Origin of the sequence: Actinotalea lenta, assembly GCF_030586465.1 — a bacterium.
Classification (GTDB): Bacteria; Actinomycetota; Actinomycetes; order Actinomycetales; family Cellulomonadaceae; genus Actinotalea; species Actinotalea lenta.
The window spans coordinates 500,429-520,143 of record NZ_JAUQYP010000001.1; the positions used below are offsets into that span (position 1 = coordinate 500,429).

Annotated in this window: 20 protein-coding genes and 1 riboswitch; of the genes, 4 read left to right on the plus strand and 16 right to left on the minus strand. The window is 73.3% G+C overall.

The annotated features are described in order from the left end of the window. Positions 1-67: 67 nt before the first annotated feature. The 5 genes from Q6348_RS02295 to Q6348_RS02315 all read right to left on the minus strand — a co-directional run bounded on the left by Q6348_RS02295 (position 68) and on the right by Q6348_RS02315 (position 4,588). The gene (locus Q6348_RS02295) at positions 68-310 is read right to left on the minus strand and encodes a hypothetical protein (RefSeq protein ID WP_304599715.1); all 243 of its coding nucleotides are present in this window, start codon (positions 308-310) and stop codon (positions 68-70) included. A gap of 112 nt (positions 311-422) precedes the next feature. After that, complete coding sequence (locus tag Q6348_RS02300) at positions 423-1,415, minus strand: hypothetical protein (protein WP_304599716.1); 993 nt, start codon at positions 1,413-1,415, stop codon at positions 423-425. After that, positions 1,412-2,125 (minus strand): cytochrome b N-terminal domain-containing protein, encoded by a 714-nt coding sequence (locus tag Q6348_RS02305; RefSeq protein ID WP_304599717.1) that lies wholly within the window; start codon positions 2,123-2,125, stop codon positions 1,412-1,414. Before Q6348_RS02305 ends, Q6348_RS02300 begins: the two co-directional genes overlap by 4 nt. Continuing rightward, complete coding sequence (locus Q6348_RS02310) at positions 2,122-2,418, minus strand: hypothetical protein (protein ID WP_304599718.1); 297 nt, start codon at positions 2,416-2,418, stop codon at positions 2,122-2,124. Before Q6348_RS02310 ends, Q6348_RS02305 begins: the two co-directional genes overlap by 4 nt. Positions 2,419-2,515: 97 nt before the next feature. Next, a complete protein-coding gene (locus tag Q6348_RS02315; protein ID WP_304599719.1) occupies positions 2,516-4,588 on the minus strand; it encodes a UvrD-helicase domain-containing protein in 2,073 nt (690 codons plus the stop codon). A gap of 187 nt (positions 4,589-4,775) precedes the next feature. Continuing rightward, positions 4,776-4,888: riboswitch (SAM riboswitch) on the plus strand. Positions 4,889-4,918: 30 nt separating this feature from the next. Between Q6348_RS02315 and Q6348_RS02320 the strand changes: the two genes are divergently transcribed. The 4 genes from Q6348_RS02320 to Q6348_RS02335 all read left to right on the plus strand — a co-directional run bounded on the left by Q6348_RS02320 (position 4,919) and on the right by Q6348_RS02335 (position 8,296). After that, on the plus strand, positions 4,919-5,605 hold the full coding sequence (locus tag Q6348_RS02320) for a hypothetical protein (RefSeq protein ID WP_304599720.1): 687 nt from the start codon (positions 4,919-4,921) through the stop codon (positions 5,603-5,605). Between the two features lie 302 nt (positions 5,606-5,907). Then, a complete protein-coding gene (locus Q6348_RS02325) occupies positions 5,908-6,549 on the plus strand; it encodes a DUF6318 family protein (RefSeq protein WP_304599721.1) in 642 nt (213 codons plus the stop codon). Positions 6,550-6,602: 53 nt separating this feature from the next. Then, positions 6,603-7,463, plus strand: a complete 861-nt coding sequence (locus tag Q6348_RS02330) for a hypothetical protein (protein ID WP_304599722.1) — start codon at positions 6,603-6,605, stop codon at positions 7,461-7,463. 65 nt (positions 7,464-7,528) lie between these two features. Then, entirely contained in the window at positions 7,529-8,296 is a 768-nt protein-coding gene (locus tag Q6348_RS02335; protein ID WP_304599723.1) for a Mut7-C RNAse domain-containing protein, read from the plus strand. Between the two features lie 41 nt (positions 8,297-8,337). On the opposite strand, the gene Q6348_RS02340 is transcribed toward Q6348_RS02335, so the two are convergent. From Q6348_RS02340 to Q6348_RS02390, 11 genes are all read right to left on the minus strand, one after another. Beyond that, positions 8,338-8,724 carry an SHOCT domain-containing protein gene (locus Q6348_RS02340; protein ID WP_304599724.1) on the minus strand — a complete coding sequence of 129 codons (387 nt, stop codon included), beginning with the start codon at positions 8,722-8,724 and terminating at the stop codon, positions 8,338-8,340. 236 nt (positions 8,725-8,960) lie between these two features. Beyond that, positions 8,961-9,545, minus strand: a complete 585-nt coding sequence (locus tag Q6348_RS02345; RefSeq protein ID WP_304599725.1) for a hypothetical protein — start codon at positions 9,543-9,545, stop codon at positions 8,961-8,963. 120 nt (positions 9,546-9,665) lie between these two features. Then, positions 9,666-10,244 carry a hypothetical protein gene (locus tag Q6348_RS02350; RefSeq protein ID WP_304599726.1) on the minus strand — a complete coding sequence of 193 codons (579 nt, stop codon included), beginning with the start codon at positions 10,242-10,244 and terminating at the stop codon, positions 9,666-9,668. Continuing rightward, the gene (locus Q6348_RS02355; protein WP_304599727.1) at positions 10,241-10,768 is read right to left on the minus strand and encodes an Asp23/Gls24 family envelope stress response protein; all 528 of its coding nucleotides are present in this window, start codon (positions 10,766-10,768) and stop codon (positions 10,241-10,243) included. The genes Q6348_RS02350 and Q6348_RS02355 overlap by 4 nt, the downstream gene beginning before the upstream one ends. Further along, positions 10,765-11,343: a hypothetical protein gene (locus Q6348_RS02360; protein WP_304599728.1), complete on the minus strand. Its 579-nt coding sequence runs from the start codon at positions 11,341-11,343 to the stop codon at positions 10,765-10,767. The genes Q6348_RS02355 and Q6348_RS02360 overlap by 4 nt, the downstream gene beginning before the upstream one ends. Continuing rightward, positions 11,340-12,632 carry a hypothetical protein gene (locus Q6348_RS02365; RefSeq protein ID WP_304599729.1) on the minus strand — a complete coding sequence of 431 codons (1,293 nt, stop codon included), beginning with the start codon at positions 12,630-12,632 and terminating at the stop codon, positions 11,340-11,342. The genes Q6348_RS02360 and Q6348_RS02365 overlap by 4 nt, the downstream gene beginning before the upstream one ends. Beyond that, positions 12,629-12,916 carry a hypothetical protein gene (locus Q6348_RS02370; protein ID WP_304599730.1) on the minus strand — a complete coding sequence of 96 codons (288 nt, stop codon included), beginning with the start codon at positions 12,914-12,916 and terminating at the stop codon, positions 12,629-12,631. The genes Q6348_RS02365 and Q6348_RS02370 overlap by 4 nt, the downstream gene beginning before the upstream one ends. 54 nt (positions 12,917-12,970) lie before the next feature. Further along, positions 12,971-13,267 carry a WXG100 family type VII secretion target gene (locus Q6348_RS02375; protein ID WP_304599731.1) on the minus strand — a complete coding sequence of 99 codons (297 nt, stop codon included), beginning with the start codon at positions 13,265-13,267 and terminating at the stop codon, positions 12,971-12,973. Positions 13,268-13,402: 135 nt separating this feature from the next. Beyond that, on the minus strand, positions 13,403-17,878 hold the full coding sequence (locus Q6348_RS02380; RefSeq protein ID WP_304599732.1) for a type VII secretion EssC family protein: 4,476 nt from the start codon (positions 17,876-17,878) through the stop codon (positions 13,403-13,405). 116 nt (positions 17,879-17,994) lie between these two features. Next, the gene (locus Q6348_RS02385) at positions 17,995-18,795 is read right to left on the minus strand and encodes an ABC transporter permease (protein WP_304599733.1); all 801 of its coding nucleotides are present in this window, start codon (positions 18,793-18,795) and stop codon (positions 17,995-17,997) included. After that, on the minus strand, positions 18,785-19,654 hold the full coding sequence (locus Q6348_RS02390; RefSeq protein ID WP_304599734.1) for an ABC transporter ATP-binding protein: 870 nt from the start codon (positions 19,652-19,654) through the stop codon (positions 18,785-18,787). Before Q6348_RS02390 ends, Q6348_RS02385 begins: the two co-directional genes overlap by 11 nt. Positions 19,655-19,715 lie beyond the last annotated feature (61 nt).

A 19,715-nucleotide genomic window follows, 5' to 3' on the forward strand; every position in this document is an offset into this window, starting at 1 on the left:
GTCCCCGGCTGCGGACGACGGCGCGCGCCGGGTGCACGAGGCGGCCCGCGGACCTGCGTCGAGGGCGTCAGACCGGGCGCCGGTCCGCGCTCTGGCCGCTCGAGGTCGCGCCGGTCGTCGTGGTCGCCGTCGGTGAGGTGCACTGACCGCCCGCGCGGTCCCGGACCACGATCCCGCCGCGCCCGTGCGGCACGGGCAAGAGCGCCGCGACGGCGACCAGGACCACCGTCGCCCCGGCCATCGTGAGGTTCAGCGCATGGACCGGCAGGTCACCCCAGAGCATGTCCATGAGGACTTCCACGTGGTGCACGACAAGCTCCTTCCTTGCCGGGGGAACGAGGCAGCCAGGACACCGCACGCGGCTTCAAGGGCCCTGCAGACCTCCTGGGAGCACGCCGGGAATGCAGGATCGGCGAAGCCGGTCAGTGACCGTCGCGGTAGTAGCGCCGCCACACCAACCGGTGCAGGCCGAGCACCCGCGGCAGCTCACGCAGTCCGGGGATGAACGGGAGCAGCATCACCACCAGCGTGAACACCACGACGATGGCCATGATGTAGATGTCGCCGTTCGCCGTGAGCGTCGCGGCCAGGCCGCTGTCCGCCTCGGAGTTGAAGAACGGCAGCTGGTACCAGAACGAGAACGGCGCGAGCCACTGCTGACCCGGGTAGGAGCCGGTCTCATTCATCATCCCCCACTGGTTGCCCTGCAGGTGGGTGGCGCTGGCCGCGGCATCCAGGTACCCGCCGTCACCCATGAACAGGATCTGCTTGGTGTTGTCCGTCGAGTAGAAGTTGCCCGGGGCGGCGAGGATCCCGTCGAGCGCACCTGAGGCGGCCATCGCCTCCAGCCCGGAGGCGAGAGTGGGGACCGGTCCGTAGTCGCCGGAGGCCACCTTGGTCGGATCACCACCGGCGGCAGGGTCGTTCAGCGCGTTGTCGTAGGCCGTGGTCCACGCGGTGCGCTGGTCAGCCGTCGCCGCCGCCCACCGGCTCAGCGCCGCCGAGACGTCGCCCGGCTGTGCCTGGGACTGCAGGGGGGTGATGACGAAGTCGGTCGCCGGGTCGACCGGGATCCGCACGCCCATCGCGGTCTGCAGGTTGACCGGCCCGAGGTTCTGCCCGGTCCCGCCCGTGTTGTACGGCGGTCCGTAGGTGGCCGACTCGGACGTCCCGGCGAGCTCGGAGACCGTCGTGTCGTAGAAGTCCTGCGGCATGTCGGTCGCCCACGCCTTGAACGTCAGGGCCGGGTCGTCCGGCGAACCGAGGAACGACGCGAGGCCCACCACCACGACACCGACCACGAGGAGGGCGATCAGGCCCTCCCGGAGAATGTCGTAGTGCCGCTTGGGCCCGCGCCAGGGGGTGGTCTCCAGCTGGTGCTGAACGCCGTGGAGCTCGCGCGACGCCGCCATCATCGACCTTCCTCCGCGTCACGGGCCTGCTCGACCCGGGCGGCGTCGATGGGAGGCACCACGCCGCGCAGCCGCACGAGCACCACGTGGATCGCGACGATCACCAGGATGATCGCGGGGAGCAGGAACACGTGGACCAGGAGGGCCTGCCCGAGGTTGGCGACGTTGAACCACGCGCCGACGCCCGCGGCGTTGAGCCCGTCCTTGGCCTCGAACGAGATCCACTGCGAGTCGAAGTTGGTCTGGACCACGTAGCCCGTGAGGCCCGCGATGATCGAGACCAGGAACGCGATCATCCCGGTGATCCAGGTGCGGGCACGATGCCCACGCCAGGCGGCCATCGAGAACTTCCCGACCAGGTGCACGAGCATGAACATGAAGAACAGCTGCACGGACCAGAAGTGCAGGCTGTTGAACCAGTGCCCGACGCCCGAGGTGTGGTACCAGGAAGGCCCCTCGAAGGCGAGCACCACGCCGGACGCGATGATCATCGCGAGCGCGGCGAGCGTGAGCACGCCGAACACGTAGATCCAGGACGCCACGTAGCTCGGTTGGGTCTCAGGGAGCAGCTGGTCGTAGGGGAGGTCGTGCTCGAGCCGGTGGCGGAGGCGACCGATGAGGCTCGTCGGCGCGGCGTCGGTCCGGTCTGCAGCGACGAGCGGGGCCGCTGCAGAGCGAGCGCCTTCGTTCGCCGCTCCTGCGTGCGCGCTCATCGCCGGTCCCCCGTCGGCTCATCGGACGTGCGGGTCACGGCCGGGGTGCCGTCCCCGGGCGGCGGTTCGGCGGCGGCCGCGTGATCGCCGGTCGGCGGGTCGGCGTCCGTGCGCGGCCCCCCGGAGGTCGGTGACACGATCCCGCCACGGCCTGCGGGGAACGGCAGCACGAGCGCCAGCACGAAGAGCGCGACCGTGATGCCGACCATGATCAGGTTGGGGACGGAGATCGACAGCCAACCCCAGCTCACGTACGTCGAGGGATCGACGGGGATCGACGCGAACACGTGCATGACGGCTCCACCCTGCCGAGCAATGTGAACCAGATCACCGTCCACCCCCCGGCTGCGAGCAGGCTGTGACGTGGCTGGGAATTCGCCGGGAATCCGGTCAGGCCACGCCGAGCCACAGCCCGTCGCGGGCCCGGGTGATCGCGGAGTGCAGCTCGCGGCGCTGCAGCTCCCAACGCTCGCGGTCCGCAGCACCCGCCGGCGGGTCGCCGCGCTCGAGCAGCTCGGCACAGACGTCGGGCAGCAGGACGTGGGAGAACTCCAGGCCCTTGGCACGCTTGATGGTGCCGACCTTGACGGCGGCCACCTGGGTGCCGTCGTAGTCGGTGAGCAGGAGCACGCTCAGACCGGCCGCACGCAGCGCATCGGCGGCGTGGACCGCGGCGCCGTTCGTGGCGCACAGCACCGCCACGCCAGCGGTCCCCGCGTCACGGGCCACCGTCCGGGCCCGGGCGATCATCGCGACGTGCTGCTCGCGTCGGGACCCGCAGCGCTCGAGCACGGGCTCGGCGCCGTTCCGCCGCACCTGCTCGGGGCGCTCCCCGGAGACGACTCCCCCGTCCAGGTCCGTGACCTCGTCCCCGGCGACGACCCGGTGGGCCAGGTCGAGGATCTGCGCAGTGTTGCGGTAGTTGGTGGTCAGCACCACACCGCGGCCTGCCACCGAGACCCCGACGTCAGCCAGGGTCCAACCGCCCGGGTACACCGCCTGCTGCACGTCACCGATCAGGGTCAGCCCGTCGCGCACATCGCCCACCAGGCCGTGCAGCAGACGCACCCCGGCCGCCGTGAGGTCCTGCACCTCGTCCACGATGACGGCCGAGTAGGGGACGTCCAACGGACGTCGACGCAGCTCGTCGGCGGCCATGAGAACCAGGTCGTCGGCGTCGTGGACGCCGAGCGCCCCGAGCCGGCGCTCGTAGGCGCGGTACAGCTCCCACAGCGCCGCGCGTTGGTCCCGGCTCATCGGGTAGCGCCGGCCGGTACGTGCGATGTCGAGATATCCGGCGAGGTCCGTGATGCCGCGGCCCTTGATGACCTTGCTGATCTCCACCCGCCAGTAGCCCGGCCCGCAGTCCGGCACGTGCAGCGGGTTGTCCGGGGCCAGCGCGGCGAACGCGTCGTCGAACGCGATGCGCGCGATGGACTCGTCCACGGCCACCCGGACGCCGCGAGCCGCCAGCAGCCGGCGCGCCCACTCCTGGACGCAGACGAGCTGTACGCGGTCGGCGACGTCAGGGGCCAGCGCGGCGAGCTGATGACGGAGCACGTCAGGCAGCGTCTGCACCAAGGACGTGACCAGCACGGTGCCCGGTCGGCTCCGGGCGAGGTAGGCGGCACGGTGCAGGCCGACGAGGGTCTTGCCGGTCCCGGCCCCTCCGCGGATCCGGCACGGACCGTTGAAGGAACGCCGCACGAGGGCGGCCTGGGCGGGGTCGAGAACGGCCATCCAGCTCTCGACGGGGCGAGCAGCCGCACCCGCCACCAGGGCCTCGTCCACGTCCAACGTGCTGGGGTGCGTGCGTCCGTCGTGCGGTGTCGGGACCTCGGGTAGCTCGAGGACGACCGGCACCAGGTCGGGCAGCATCTCGCGGAGCCGGGCGAGCACGAGCTCGACCTCGACCGCCGGGAGCCGACTGCCGTACGACGCGACGTGGCGGAGCAGGTCGGCCTCACCCACCAGCCGCACCGGTCCGATCCGGCGGTCCACACCGCGGGCGTCGGTGACCACCACGACGGGGCGCACCTCCCCCGGCGCCAGGCCGACCTCGACGAGCTCGCCCTCGGCGCGGTAGGCGACATCGGCGAGGGCGAGCACGTCGTCCGTGACATCCCGGTCACCGTGCAGGACCTGATCGCCCTCGACCTGCAGGTCCTCGGCGACGTCGAGCAGGAACACCCCGCCCGGACCCACGAGCACCAGAGCGGCGTGATGGCGGCGGTCACGTGGCGGCCTCGGGTCGCGGAACACGTGGTGGCCGACGGACGCCAGCGCGACCAGGGACCTGGCCACGCTCTCTCGGGCGCCTTCACGACCGGCGTCCGGTCCGGGGACGGCGGCGGCCACCGGGGCGTCCGCCGTCGACGCCACGCGGGGCGCCGTACTGCTGCAGGCGCGCAGGGGTGCCAGATGCCGGTGCCGGTCGGTGCTGAGGAATGCGGTGGAGGCCATGGAACCCCCTTTCACAGGAAATGTCGGCCGCACCCCGATTCGCCTTGATCGTCGCGAAGGGTGAGTTTCGACGGCCGGATCGTCCCCTGGCCGGGCCGGCGGCCGCGGGACGCGCACGTGTGGAGGGGATCGGGCTCGCGTAGGGGCCGGCCGCAGTGTGTCGGGGGCGCCTGCTACACCTGGGGGCGGTCACGAGGTCCAGCGCCAAGCCCCCCGGCTTGCTGGCCGGCAACCGCGCCCCGCGCACGGTGCCCCCGGGGGAAGACCCGCCCACGCCAGCCGGCGAGGGAAGCAGCGACGCGGCGGCCCGCGCGGCCCCAGGAGGTTCTCATGACCTGCATCCCACCCACCGATCCCGAGGTGCCCACCGCGGCTGCGGACCTGGCGGCCTGCCACTGGGTGGTCCGGTTGCCCGACGGCGGGCTGCGCTGCGCGGTGCACGACGTGAGCACCGCTCCGTGGAACCCGGCTCGGGGCTGCGCCCTGCCCGTCGCGGGCCTGTGCCACGTGTGCGCACGCGAGGCGGTACCGATCGACCACCGGTTCTCCTGGTCGTTCGTCTGCCCGAGGTGCGGCGGCATCGATCGCGCGATCGGCAGGCAGTTCGGCGCCGTGAGCGCCACCCCCATCCGGGGGCAGCGCATCTCGGTGATCGACACCCTCTTCGGCCGCCTGCACCCCGACCGAGCCCCCGCCATCGAGGTGATCGAGGCCGAGGCGCGGTACAGAGCGACCCGGGAGGTCCCGCCCCCGCTGAGTCCGTACGCCGAGCTGTCCGCACGCTTCACGAACGAGGTCGGGCGACTGGCGGGCGCGATCGGGGACGTGGCGGCCCCGCCCACGTGCGCCGATCCCTCGGTCAGCCTGGTGCGTTGGCAGGCCGCGCACCCGCCGTCCGTCGCGGCGAGCGCGGAGGCCTACCGGCGCCTGGTCGTGGGCCGGCACCCGTGGCTCGTGCTCCTGGAGCCGCGCGTGACGGACCGCGCGTGGCTCGAGAGCTTGATCGCCGATGCATGAGAGGGAGACGGGTGCATGGCGCGGTGCCACCGTCACGCCGGGCCTGCCTGCCTGCGGCGGTCGTGCAGCCGTGTGGTGGTCGGCGGCTGTCGGTGCGGTCGGGTTGAGTACAGGCATGAGCGAGGAGCACTGGGCCTGCGGGTTCTGCGGCAACGAGGGCGTCGTGCCGGACGGGGAGACGATCGACACGATCCAGTGCGACGTCTGCGGCGAGCCCGTCCTGCCCGCCTGACCCCGGCCGTTGTCCACAGCTCCGCCGAACGGGCCACGTCGAGGAGTCGACGTTGCTAGGTTCCCGAGCCATGAAGCAGGGGGCACTGTGGTGGACGTCGCGCACGCCACGGTGGGCGGTCGCACTTGTCGTCATCGCGTCGGTCGGCGGGTGCACCGCCCGTGGGCAGGCCCCGAGCCCGACGGCCCCGATGGCCTCGGCGAGGCGGGCCGTCATGCCGCCCACGACGGCGGCCCCCTCACCGCCCCGACCGACCGAGCCGGCCAAGCCGACCGGCTGGACGCGCGGCGGCGATGACGACGCCGTCGCCGCGGCCCGGTACTTCCTGGACCTGTACAACTACGTCCGCGCGACCGGCGACCTCACCGAGTGGGACGCGCTGTCCGACCCGGGCTGCGAGTTCTGCGCCAACACGCACACGAGGGTCGCGGAGGTCTACCAAGCCGGTGGCCGACTCGATGGCGGCACCGTCGCGGTCTCGGATGGAGCCCTGATCGACTACACCCCGGAGCTCCACGTGCACAGCGTGCAGTTCGCCTACACCGCATCTCCCACCACAGAGTTCGACCGGTCGGGCGGCGCGGTCCGAACGGCTCCCGAGGGCGGCGGCTACGTCGTCGTCGAAGTCGGCTTCACTGGAGAGCGGTGGATGCTCGTGACGGGCGACGCGCGCAGCCGATCAGTCGCCCCGATCGGCAGTTCCACACCGTGACGCCTCACCGGAGCCGGCAGCGCTCACATGCAGTCGGCCTTGCGATCCTCGGCTTGCTCGTCACGACGAACGCTGCGCCGTTCCACACGGCCCAGTCGTCCACGGACCGCTTACTGGACTCGGCCCCGGACTTTGCCGGTGACGCGCACGGGAGCAGCGTCAGCGTCCGCGCCCAAGGGGCCTCACGGCGCGAGCCGTCCACGGGCGCCGAACAACCGCCGAAGTCCTCGGGTGCGCCGCGGTACCAGTACCGGCGGATCGCGGCGAGCTACTGCGGTGGCGAGGACGGGCCGGTCGCCCCGGGGCAGCGGTGCGTGGCCGAGACGGACGGCGGCGTCCTCGCGAGGCTCTGTGCCGACGGCACCGGGGCCCGGCCGCCGCAGTTCCGGCGCGAGATCGACGACGCGGGGGCCCCGGTCAGCGGCTGGGTGCAGGTCGACAACGGCGGCTGTCCCGAGGACCCTCCCGCCGAGGTCGTCGTCAGCGCCTCCGACTTCGCCGAGCTCCCGCTGGAACCTTTGCCGGTGCACGTGCAACCCGCCCGTGGATCAGCCGTGGTCGGCATGGACCTGATCATGTACACCGAACCGGCACCCCAGATCTTGTCCACCACGATCCTCGGCGTGCCCGTGACGATCACCGCCACCCCGGTCCGCTACGTCTGGGACCAGGGCGACGACCAGCCGCTGCTGGTCACGACCGACCCGGGTAGGCCCTACCCCGACCAGACGGTGGCGCGCCCGTTCCGCCGGCACGGCGACTACGACGTGACGTTGACCACGACGTGGACCGGCACCTACCAGGTCGACGCCGCCGGCCCGCAGCACCCGATCGCAGGCGTCGCCACCACCACGTCCCGCCCCTTCCACATCCACGTCGTCGAGCTGCACGCCCACCTCGTCGCCAATCCGTGAGCGCCTGCCGCGCCGCGACCAAGCAGGGCGGCCCCCCGGGTCGATCAGCAGCCCACACTGGACGCATGGCGCTGCCCGACGACCCCGACCACCCGGCGGTCACCATGCGCGTCCACCCGGACCTTCGCTTCCTGCTGCCGCCCGGCCGCCGGGGCGGGCACCTGAGCGTCCGCGCGTGGCCCACCGACACCGTCGGCCACGTCGTCCAGGACGCGGGCATCCCTCTGACCGAGGTCGGCGCCCTCACCCTGAACGGCGAGCCCGTGGACCCCGGAGGCCGCGTCGCGCCGGGCACCCTTGACGTGGACCCGGTGCTGCGGCCTCAACCCACCCCCACCATGCCGCCCCGATTCCTGCTCGACGTCCATCTGGGCACGCTCGCGCGACGGCTGCGACTGCTCGGTCTGGACACCACGTGGTCCCCTGACGCCGGCCGCGCGGACGATGCCGAGCTGGTCGCGCGAGCCGCGGACGAAGACCGCGTCCTGCTGACCCAGGACCGGCGGCTGCTGCACCGCCGCGCGCTCCGCTTCGGTGCCCTGGTGCGCGGCCACGACGTGGCCGACCAGCTGGACGACGTGCTCGACCGGTTCACCCCGCCCCTGCTGCCGTGGACCCGATGCGTCGCGTGCGGCGCGCCACTTCGGAAGGTGAGGCGTGCAGACGTCGTCGACCTGCTCGAGCCCGGCACCCTGCGGACGTACGACGCGTTCTCGCAGTGCACGTCCTGCGGGCGGGCGTACTGGCGCGGCGCGCACGCCAGCCGTCTCGAGGAGCTCGTCGACCACGCCCGAGGTGTCGTGGCGGCGCGGCTACGGGCGGCGCCACCATGACGTCGGCGCCGCTGGGTCTCGGCCGGGTGAGCCGGCGCCGCTCAGGCGAGTGCCCTGTCCTTGAGGCGGTCGAACTCCTGGGGCGTGATGGCACCGGCGTCGAGCAGCTCCTTGGCCCGAGCGATCTCGGTGGCCGGACCCGTGCCGGCGACCGAGCGCAGGTAGTCCTCGGCGGCTTGCCGATCCGCACGCGCGGCCTGCGCGCTGCGCCGCGCCATCCCCTGACCGCGGGCGATGAGGTAGACCACCATGGTCAGCACCGGCAGCACGATCAGCGCCACGAGCCACAGCGCCTTCCACCAGCCGCTCAGCTCCCGGTCGCGGAACAGGTCGCTGATCACGGCGACCAGAGCCCACAGATAGGCGATGAAGGCAATCACCCAGAAGAACAGCCAGAACGCGTCCCACAGACTGCTGAAGATGTGCACGGCGATCTCCCCTCGATGAGGTGATGCAGGCCGCGCTCGCGCTCGACGGACAACTCGACGGACACCGCGCCGAGCCCGGCCCGCCGACCCCTGGTCGGCAGCCCCGACGCTACGCGCGGGGACCGCTCCGGGGGCAGGTGCTTTCGGCGGTGGTGCGCGGCCCGTGCAGTCGTCATGGCGTGATCAGCCCGCCCACGCCCTCGGGTCGTGGTCACCGAGGGCGTGGAGCGGGAGAGCTAGCGCTCCGGCTCCCATGCTGCGGCAGCCAGGGTCGCGAGCTCGGCGGCCAGCTCCTCCGTCCCCCCGCGCGAGGCGGGAAAGAGGCTGCCCTCGGGGCGTCGCATCGCCACCAGGAGCAGCCTGGTCCCTTCTGCGGTCGTGAACCGGACTGCCGGGTTCTGCCGCTCGGAGGCGGACCCCATCGTCACGTCCACCGCGGCGATCTGGGACCACGGGAGGCAGATCACGGTCTCCGAGCCACGCCAGATCGCCACCTCCTGGGCGGTCCAGGCCAACGTGAGTCGGGTGCCTTTGCGGAGTTCGAGCCCCCGGATGCCGAGCGCTTCGCGCAATGACACGTCCGCCCAGACCCCGTGCAGGGTCCACCCGGGGCGCTCCGTGGCGAGGGCGGAGCGCGCTGCCGTACTCCGGCGGCCCCACTCGCGGAATCCCACGACCATCCCCACGGTGAGAACCGCCGTCACGAGCAGCGGAACGGCCAGGGCGTCGCCGCGCCACCATGAGTGCACCAGCATGACGAGCATCGCCGCCACCCCGACGACGGTGCCGGCCGGGGGAAGCTTGTGCCGCAGGTCTTTCATGTCGTCTCCTTCGCTCGGCGGCACCCCACGGGTCCCGCTCGTCTTCCTGCACCGTCGGGACAGGACTCCTCCGTGGCGCGCGGGCGCGCCGTGGTCACTCGGCGCGCTGGCGCGTCATGGTCACGTCCGTGACGGGCCCGGGTAGGGCCGGATGGTCGCGACGATCGCGTCGAACAACCCGACAAGCGCGTCCTTGAGCTGGAACGCCGGCGTGCTGAAGGACACGAGGACGAGGCCGCCGCCGTCCTGCGGGTCGAACCAGTACTCCGCCACGGTCGAGCAGGCCGCACCGAGCGCGGGTGAGCCGTCGCCGTCGCGCACCCGACGGATCACCCGGCCGAACGCGCCGTCGGTGGCAACCCACTGACCGGCGGACCCGGGCTGGGCTTCGACCGCTGCGAGCCCTCCTGCCGGGTGTGGTAGCCGGTAGACCGCCATGGTGGCCGGGATGGCGACGTCGTCTGTCCGCATGAGCGACACCGCCAGGAAGTGGCCCCCCGCACGCGTCGCCGCAGCGGCCGCCCGGCCCAGCTCCTCGCGGAGCTCGCGGCGCAGGCCGGCGCGCTCGTCGGACCGGTCGACCTGCCGCGCGATCAGGGCTGTGATCGAGCGTCGCGTCGCACCTGGCTCGGACAGATCGATCGTCCACCAGTCCACCGGCAGGGCGACGCCGATCGTGGGTCCCCGAGCGCGGTTCACGGGTCCACCGGCTCGAGCGGGAGCCGCCCGTGGGAGTCATCGCCGCCGCAGCGGAGCTCGTAGACGTCCACGACCACGACCAGCTCGCACGCGTCGATCGACCCGTCCGGAAGCTGCAGGTCGACGGGCTCCCGACCACCGTCGGCCAGGGGCAACCACACCTGATGGGGCTCCAGGAACTGAACCCCATACAGGTCGGACAGCTCCCTCTCGACCCGGTCGCGGGCCGCGTCGCGCTCGACCCACCACCGGTCGTCGGCCGCGCGCTGGCGGTCACCGCGGTCGTCCATGGCCACGAGGAAGCCGACCGTGCCGACGGCAATGGTCGCGACGGCGAGCCAGACCAGGCGCCACGGCAACGCCCAGCCGTACCGTCGCATGCGGGGGAGGTGCCAGTGCACAAGGGTGGCGAAGCCAGCCATGCCACCGAGGAGCACGAGGCCGAACACCGTCATGAGCCACGTCGGTGAGCTCTCGAGGTGGGTGCGGGCCGGGATGTCCGGCACAGCCACGAGGCGGATCATCGGGCGTCCTCGTGCACGAGCTGCAGGCTGTCGGCGAGGGTGAACGCATCCTCTGTGGCGAGCTGGCAGCAGGCGCCGTCGGTGGTGTGCAGCTCGACCAGTGCGGCGATGGCGGCACCGGTCGGGAAGACGGCCCAGGAGAAGAGGTTGTCGATCACGCCGGTCCACGGCCGCCGCCGGATCGACACCTCGAGGACGCCCTGTCCCGGCCCGAGCTGGTCCAGCTCCACGGACCGCGCCAGCTCCTCGACACGCCGGGGAGGCTGAGCATGCTCGCGCTCGGTCGCGTACTCGCTGGGGGACGGGCTCTCGGCGTCAGAGAGGTCGACCAGGCGCACGTGACCCGACACGAGGACGCGGCCGGTCCGCGGGTAGGGGTGGGCGACAACCGCGACCAGGCCCTCCAGACCAGCCGCTCGACGATGCAGCCTGGCCACGGAGCGACGGAACCGTCTCTCCGCCCGGCGCGGGAGAGGGACCCCCACCTGGACGGCTGCGGGGAGCTCCGCCGGACCCCACAGCACCGCTCCCGGCGGCACTGCCAGGCGGACGGAGGCGATGTCCAGCGCGCTCATCGCAGGCCCACCGGGTCATCGCTGGCGACCGCGTCCGCGACGCCCTGCACCAGGCCCTGGACGTCCAGCACGTGGTCCACGACGCGCACCCCGACGTCCAGGCGCAGCGCGGGAAGCTGGGCGTCGAGCGCCTCGCGCACGAGCGTGGAGTTTCCCGCCAGCTTCTCCGATCCGGCGAGCGCGGCACGTTCGACGTAGACCTCCGGGTCCCCCATGCGTGCGATGAGCCGAATCCCCATGGGCAGCTCCTTGATCTGGTCGTTGAGGTTCTTGGTCACGGTCCAGAGCTCCGAGAGGCTCCGGATGGGGGGCCTCTCGAGTCCCCCCTTGAGCACGTCGGGGACCAGGGCCTCCGGGTCCGCCCGTCGGGCCGGGTTGCCCGAGCGCAGCACCTTGCTGGCGGAACGCTGGTGGGCGACCTCGCGCATGACCACGCGCCCCTCTTTGATGCCGTTCGCTGCGACCCTGCCAAGCCCGAGGGTCGCGAAGCCGACCGCATCGATCGCAAGATCCCAACCGCCGCCCTCACGGGCGGCAGCCAGGGCGAGGTCCGCCACGGTCTTGACGATCGCGGCGACCGTCGCCGTCGCCGCGAGGATCTCGCCGAGGATGGGCACCCAGCCGAGCACGATGGTGGCCACGCCGGCGACGTTCCCGACCGCGCTCGCGACCTCGGACAACACCCGTGCCGCATCGGAGACGTTCTCCCAGACGGAGTCGTGCAGCCCGTCGCTCCGCGTCTTCTCCTCGATCCTGTCCACTGCGCGTTGCGCTGCACGGTCACGGAGCTGGACCACGTGATCGAGCTCGGTCTGCGCCCGCGCGAGCGCCATCACGGCGTCGTCACGGGCCGCCCGAGCCCGGGCGAGGGCCCCGGCAGAGGCGGCCGTCGTCCCGGGCTCGTCCGAGACCAGGGCCCAGCGCCGGACCTCGGCCTCCGCCTCGTTGCGCGCCTGCTCGGCACGCTGGGCGTGCTGGAGGGCGACGAGCGAGTCGACCTGCGCGCGATCCAGGGCAACCGCGTAGTCGGCCAGCGCGCCTCCCACCGCTTCGTAGCGTCCGTGCGCGTCACCGATCTCTGATGCGACCTGCCGGGCACGGCCGCGAACTGCAGACACCGCCGCAGAGACCATCTCCTGCGCGGCGGCGACGCGCCCGAGGGCCTCGGCGGTGTTCTGGATGTCCGCCGCCACGCCCCGGTAGGCGCTCGCCGCCGCCCGCACCGCGCCCGGGTCCCCCGGGACGGGGTCCCTCGTCGCGAGCGGGTACCACGAGCAGGGCCGCGTCATCCCTCGCCCTTCAGAGCCGTGACGAAGCTGGTGTCAAGCTCCTCGAAGCCGTCACCGATGCCGGTGCACGCCTCGGCCAACGCCTGGATGCCGGCGACCACCCTCTCCCGTCTGTCGTCCCACTCGTAGGCGAAGCCGCGCACGCACGCCGCGAGCCTGTCGTGGCCGATCGCGGGCGACAGGTCGCTGCTGCGGGCGTTGGCGTGCTCGAACTCGAGCGCCACCCTTCGCAGCGCGGCGCCGGTCTCCCGTAGGCGCGTGGTGTCGAGGACCAGGTCGGTCACGTCCACCCCCTTCGACGTGGCGGCGCCGCCGGCGCCGCACTGTGGTCCCGCCGGTCAGCCGCGCAGGCCGGCGGCCAGCTGCGTGTCGGCGTCCTCCAACGTGGTCGCCGCGTTGCGCAGGTACTCCCCGAGGTTGGCGAGCGCAGCCACCGTCTGGGTGGTGCCCTGGGTGAACTGGCGATACGTCTCGCCGAAGGCCACGGACGCCTGGTCCGTGACGAAGCCGGAGGAGACCAGCGACTCGATGAACGCCTTCAGCTCGTGAAGGGTCGTGGTGATCTCCTCCTGACCGGTGGTCAGCCGCGTCGCCGCGTCACGCATGTCCTGGTAGCTGACGGTGAGATTGGCCATGTGCGCCCCTTGGTGGTGTCCCGAGTCCCGCGGCCGACGGTCGATCGCGGCCCTCAGGACACTAGTCGTCAAAACACATCAAAGGGGATCAAACGGCCCACCTGTGGATGACAGAGGTCTGGTCCGCGACGCCGGTCAGTCGGGGACCGGCACCTGCACCCGCCGGAGCCGCCCGTGCTCGACCAGCACCCCCCGTCCCGGGGGGAAGTCCGCGCGCGCCATCCGCGGAAAAGGGGTCCGGAAGAGCGCGTCCCCGTCGAGGTGGTCGGGCTGGAGCACGAGCCCTCGTCGGCCGTTGCGCACCTCGGCCACCAGGGGCCAGGAGGAGCCCCACGTGCTGGTCTCCGACTCGGCGATCACCAGGTGGTCGTTGCGCCGCGCCGCCTTGACCGCCTGGGTGAGCGGAGCTTCGGCGGGACCCCCGAGGAAGTCGCTGAGCCCCTCGACGACCAGCACGATCCCTGGCCCGTCCGGGGGCTCCGCCAGCTCGATCAGCAGGGCCGACGCGAGCGCCGCAGCCTCGCCGGCCCCCGCCGCCGTGCGCGTCCAGACCCCGGCGGCGTGCACCGGAGACCGGCGCCCACCGAGGAAGTACAGCCGGGCGTCCGGGTCGAATCGCCTCAGCGCCGAGCCGAGCGCGGCGAGCGCCGTGGTGCGGCCGCTGCCGGGCAGACCGGCCAGCAGGAATGAGCCCCGCGGGTCGAAGCCGACCGGCGCGAGGGTGTCGTCGGCGAGCCCCAGGAGCGGGAGGCCGTCGACGGAGGTCGGCAACGACGAGGTTCGTACGAAGGCGGACAACCGCCGGATCGGCGGCGCAGGGCGGGCCCCGGACGCCCGGAGCCGCTCGGCCAGCGCCGCCACCGCAGCCGCCTGCTGAGCCGGTGCAGGACCGCCCGCCACCGCGATCTGCAGCTCCTCGCAGGTGCCCGCGATCACGGCCCGGCCCGGTGGTGACTGAGGGCCGAGGACGTCGGCGGGCACCCCCAGCGCGCCGTACGCGGTCTCGTCCGCCTGGCGCAGGACCACGCGGTACGGCACGCTGCCCGCGAGCGCCGTCGGCAACGCGCCTGGGCGTTCCGCGGCCATGGCCACGTGAACCCCCAGCGGGCGCCCCTCGGCGAGCACCCGCCCGAAGACGGACCAGGACTGGGCCCGGCCGGGTTCGCTCTCGTAGGCCTCGCGGAACGCCGCGAGCCCGTCGACCACCAGCAGGATGCGGGGCTCGTCGTGGTCACCGGTCAGGGCGCGGTACTCCGCGATGGTTCCGGCGCGCGCGGCGGCGTAGCGCGACGCGCGCTCGTCGAGGAGGTCGCGCAGCATGCGCATCGTGCGTGCCACGCGTTCCGTGTCCCGCCCCTCGACCACAGAGCCGACGTGCGGCAGGTCCTCGAGCATGGCCAGGCCGCCGGCACCGAAGTCGAGCCCGTACACCCACGTCGGCCCCTGGGACCGGCCCGCGCCCAGCACCAAGGTGCGCAATAGGGTGGACGTGCCGGAGCCGCTCGTGCCGTAGGCGACCAGCGCACCGTCCCGGTCCGGGCGGTGGTGCAGCACACGCTGCTCCTGGAGCGCCGGGAGGTCGACCAGGCCCAGGACGAGGGCGCCGTCGGAGTCACCCGGATCCTCACGACCCGTCGGCGTCGCCACGTCAGGCGCCGACGTCCCAGCGGGCACCACCGGAGCGGCCGCGGCTCTCGCCAGCAGGCGTTCCAGCGGCACGACGTGCTCGAGCTCGGGCAGCCACGGCCTGCGCGGGGCGGGCAGGTCGAGCCGCTGTGCGGCGGCCCCTATGGTCCCCACGATGCGCGCGACGTCCGTCGGACCGTCCGCGTGAGGGTCCTCGGCGGGCGACGACGGCACGTCCCACGGCTCGCCGGGACCGAACGACAGCGATTCCACGCCCACCGTCACCGGTGGTGGCGCGGCCGCGGTCCGGCCGCCCGCGTACCCGGACTGGAACAACGCGATGCGGCCGGGCCCCGTGCGGACCGCGCCGCGTCCGGGCACGCCGGGGTCGAACTGCGCCGCGACGGGTGACCCGAGGACGTCGACCGAGTCGTGCTCGTCGGCCATCCGCAGAGCGATGCGAAGGGCGGCATTGGCGCGCAGGTTGTCCGTGATGACGCCGGCGGGGCGCTGCGTCGCCAGGATGAGGTGCAGCCCCAGGGACCGTCCGCGTCGCGCCACGTCGATCACACCTTCGACGAACTCGGGGACCTCGGTGGCCAGTGCCGCGAACTCGTCCACGACGATCACCAGTGCGGGCGGCGTCTCGGGGTGCCCGGCGCGCTCCAGGGTGAGCAGGTCCTTCGCCTTCGTGCGTTGCAGCAGTCGCTCGCGGCGGCGCAGCTCGGCACGCAGAGAGGCCAGCGCCCGCCGCACCAGGTGCGGGGACAGGTCGGTGACCAGCCCCACGGCGTGCGGCAGGTGGACGCAGTCGGCGAACGCCGAACCACCCTTGTAGTCGACGAACAGGAAGGAGACCCGGTCCGGGCTGTGCGCAGCAGCCATCCCCAGGACCCATGTCTGGAGGAACTCGCTCTTGCCCGAACCCGTCGTCCCGCCGACCAGGGCGTGCGGGCCCTGAGTTCGTAGGTCCAGGACGAAGCCGTGCTCAGGGCCTTGCCCCACCAGCGCGCGCAGGGTCGCGTCGGGCCGGTGCGCGCTGGGCGCGAGCGCGCCGGTCCGGTCCAGGAGCGAGGACGTCTGGCGCCACCGCTCTGCCACACGGTCCGGGTCCTCAACGAGGTCGGCGCCGGCCAGCGCGAGGAACGAGGCCGTGCGGGGCAGATCGGACTCGTCGACCACGGGAGCGCCGGCGTCGACCACGGCCGCCAGATCGCGCGCCAGGTCACCGGCGGTCGCGAGGGCAAGGGGCTCCACCGCGACCGGGGTCCACCGGCCGTCGAGGACCAGGCCGACGGTGGCGGATGCGCCGGGGTTCTCGACCTGCACGAAGGCACGGCACACCGCGGGCAGCCGCTGGACCGAGCCGGCGCACCACAGCACGTGCACCCCGGCCGACGGGCCTTCCTCGGCGAGGCGGACGACGCGACCGCGATCCACCGGGGCGTCGTCCTCGACCAGGACCAGGACGGCCGGCACGGGACGATCGCCGCGTGACCAGGTCGCTCGCGCGGCGACCAGCTCCTCGAGGTGCGTGACCAGCGTGAGCGCGGCCGCCGGGCTCGAGGCGAGGTGCGGTCCGGGCAGCGGACTGTGCGGCGAGGTGGTGTGCGGCAGCCACGCGAGCCAGCGCCAGTCGTCGGCGCCGGTACCGACCAGGCCCGCGACCACGAGCTCGGCGGGTGAGTGCAGGCACACGAGCTGGGCGACCAGGCCCCGGGCGGGACCCCGGTCGCGGCCCACCACACCGATCGCCCCGCACTCGCGCAGGTCGACTGTCACCGGCACACCGTCGATGGTCGAGAACCGGTTGCTGACTTCCTCGAGCGCCTCCCAGTGCTCAGCGACGGCACGTCCCCGAGGCGGCAGCGCCACCGTCGTGCGGGCGGGTGCCCGACCCGTTCCGAGCCTGGCCACGAGGAACTCCGGGTGCTCGGGGCGCCGCGCCCAGAGCAGTGGTGAGAGCTGCCGGGCACCGAGCACGGCCTCCCCGGTCGAGGGTGCCTCACCCAGCCGCGCCCGGCGCTCGGCCTCGTGTCGACGCGCCAGGTCCGCATCGAGCCGGTCGAGGTCCCGGCGGAACTGCTGTGCGCGGTGCCGCCACTCGCGCCGACCGGCGAGGTGCTTGTCCAGGTAGGCGCCGAGCATGAGCACCGGGCTCAGCCCGACGAAGATCAGGCTGAGCGGATTGTGCATCGTGACCCACAGGACCGCACCCAGCAGCAACGGCGCGACCAGGGCCACCAGCGGGAAGCGACCCGACGACGCAGGCTCGGGCGGGACCGGGGCCTCCACCGCGTCGGGTGGCAGGCGCGGCACCACCCGGGGTGACCGGTTGAACGGCACCACCGCCCCGACGCCCGTCGTCCGAACACCCGCGAGCGGCGTGACCCGGATGACCGTGTCGCCGAGGAGCACCACGTCGGTCGCCCGCAGGACTGCGCGTTCGACGGTGCTGTCGCCCACCGTCAGGCCCGAGGTGCCCGCGTCGACGATCTCGATGTCCTCGCTCACGTGCACGCGCGCGTGCAGCGGCTCGACGCGGGGGTCGGTGAGCGGGACGTCGGCGTCCACGTGCCGACCGATCGTGCTGACCCCGGTCGGCAGGGTGTGCTCCGCACCCTGGTCCGGCCCGAAGAGCACGGTCAGCCGGGCCGCAGCAGCCGCCAGCGCCTCGGGGCACGGCTCGCCCGGACGGGGGTGTCGGACCGACGCGCCGCCGGGCACCAGACGCAACCAGGAACCGGCACGGATCCCTGACTCGACCATCCCCGTGCTGCGGCGGAGCGACCGGCGGACGGCATGGTCGGGGGTCTCGACCTCGAGCGTCACAGCGCCGGAGACCTGCGGCGAGCCGGCCGACGCCCCAGGGGCCGCCCTCGCGAGGGCGTCGGCCACGTCGCCGACCGTCGCCGAGACGTCGGTCGTGACCACGATGTCGCGGTCCGGCCCACCGTCGACGCGCAGGGTCAGCTTCGTCCTCACGGGCGGCGACGCTAGCGACGGCGCCGGTCGAGGCGGGGCTCCCCGGGGGATCTGTGGACGACGGCGACGACGGCGAGCGGTCGTCGTCGTGTCCCGACCTCGGGACGGGCGCGCTGCTACAGGCGGTCGTGACGCGTCCAGCCCTGCCGGACCCGCCACACAGCCAGAACCCAGGCCGCCGAGGCGACCGCGATGAGGACGGCGACGCTGCGCCACACGGCCGCGGCGTCACCCGCGAGTGCCCCGGTGAGCCCGGCCATGCCCCAGTACCCGGGCGAGATCGGCGCCACGTGCTGCACGGCCGTCGGCAGCAGGGTCAGGGGCACCAGGGCGCCGCCCAGCCCGGTGAGCACCAGGCCGCCGACGTCCTGCGCCGCAGCCAGCTCGTCACGCGAGCGCACCAGGGTCGCCAGCGCCATCCCGATCGCCAGCAGCATCACCAGCCACGCGGACTCGGCGACCAGCAGTAGCCAGGGGTGCCCGACGCGCAGACCCAGCAGCGCAGCCCCGAACCCGAGGACCACCCCCTGCTGGGCGACGAGGAACCCCAGGGCGGGCACCGCCTTGGCGGCCAGCATCTCCGCCGGGGATGTCGGGCTGGTCCGCAGCCGGTCCCAGGTGCGCCACGTCCGCTCGGACACGATCCCCGATGCGACCATCGACAGGGCGAGCAGCGAGAACATCACCGCCATCCCGGTCACCGAGCGCGCGGTCCCGTCCCCCGCCGCCGCCTCGTACAGCGGTCTGAGCAGGATCATCAGGACGACGGGCATCACGAGCCGGCTGACGATCGGACCGGGTTCGCGGAGCATGAGGGTCATCCCCATGCGGACCATCGCCGCGAACCGGCCGGCCGCGTCCCGGGCGTCCCCCGGTCCGACCCGCACACCCACGGCTACCGCTGCCTCACGCCGCATCACGCACCTCCTCGCCCTGGCCGAGGGCGACGATGAGGTCGTCGAGGGTCGCGTGCTGCACGTCGATGCTCCGCAGCCGGCGGCCCGCGGAGGCCAGCTCCGCGAGCGTGGTGCCGGGGTCCTGGGTCCGGATGACCCGGGGTCCGTCGGCGCCGCCGTCCGCGAACCGTACGACCAGGCGGGACGGCAGCCCTGCGAGCAGGGCGGCCTGCGAGTCGCGGGCGACCACGCGTCCGGCGCGCATCACCGCGAGGCTCGCGTCCAGCTCCACGAGCTCGGGCAGGTAGTGCGTGGTGTAGAGGACGGCTGCGCCGGCGTCGGCACGCCGCCGGACGGCGGCGAGCAGCGCCGCTCGGGTCTGCGGGTCCGCGCCCACCGTCGGCTCGTCGAGGAGCAGCAGGGCCGGGTCACCGACCAGCGCGCACGCGGCCTGGGCCCGGCGCCGTTGTCCACCCGAGAGCGTCATCACGGGGCGGCCGGCGAGCTCGGACAGGCCCAGCTCGTCGAGGACTTCGGTGATCGCTCGCGCACGTCGGCCCGCGCGGATCCCGGCGAGCCCCGCGCAGAGCGAGAGGTTCTGCCGCACCGTCGCCGTCGCGTAGAGCTGCAGCTCCTGCGCGGCGACCCCCATCATCGCGCGTGCGCGCCGGGGCGCGGCCAGGGCGTCGACGCCCGTGACACGGACCTTCCCGGCATCCGGGACGACCAGGCCGGTGATCACGTCCATGGCGGTCGTCTTCCCTGCGCCGTTGTGGCCCACCAGCCCCACGACCTCGCCCGCGGCGACGTCCAGGTCGAGACCGTCGAGCGCCACCACGTCCCCGTACCTCTTGCGCAGACCCACCACCTCGAGCACCACGCACCTCCTTCTCGGCAGACCGCCGGTCACGCCGCACACCGCAGTGGGACGCCCCTCATGT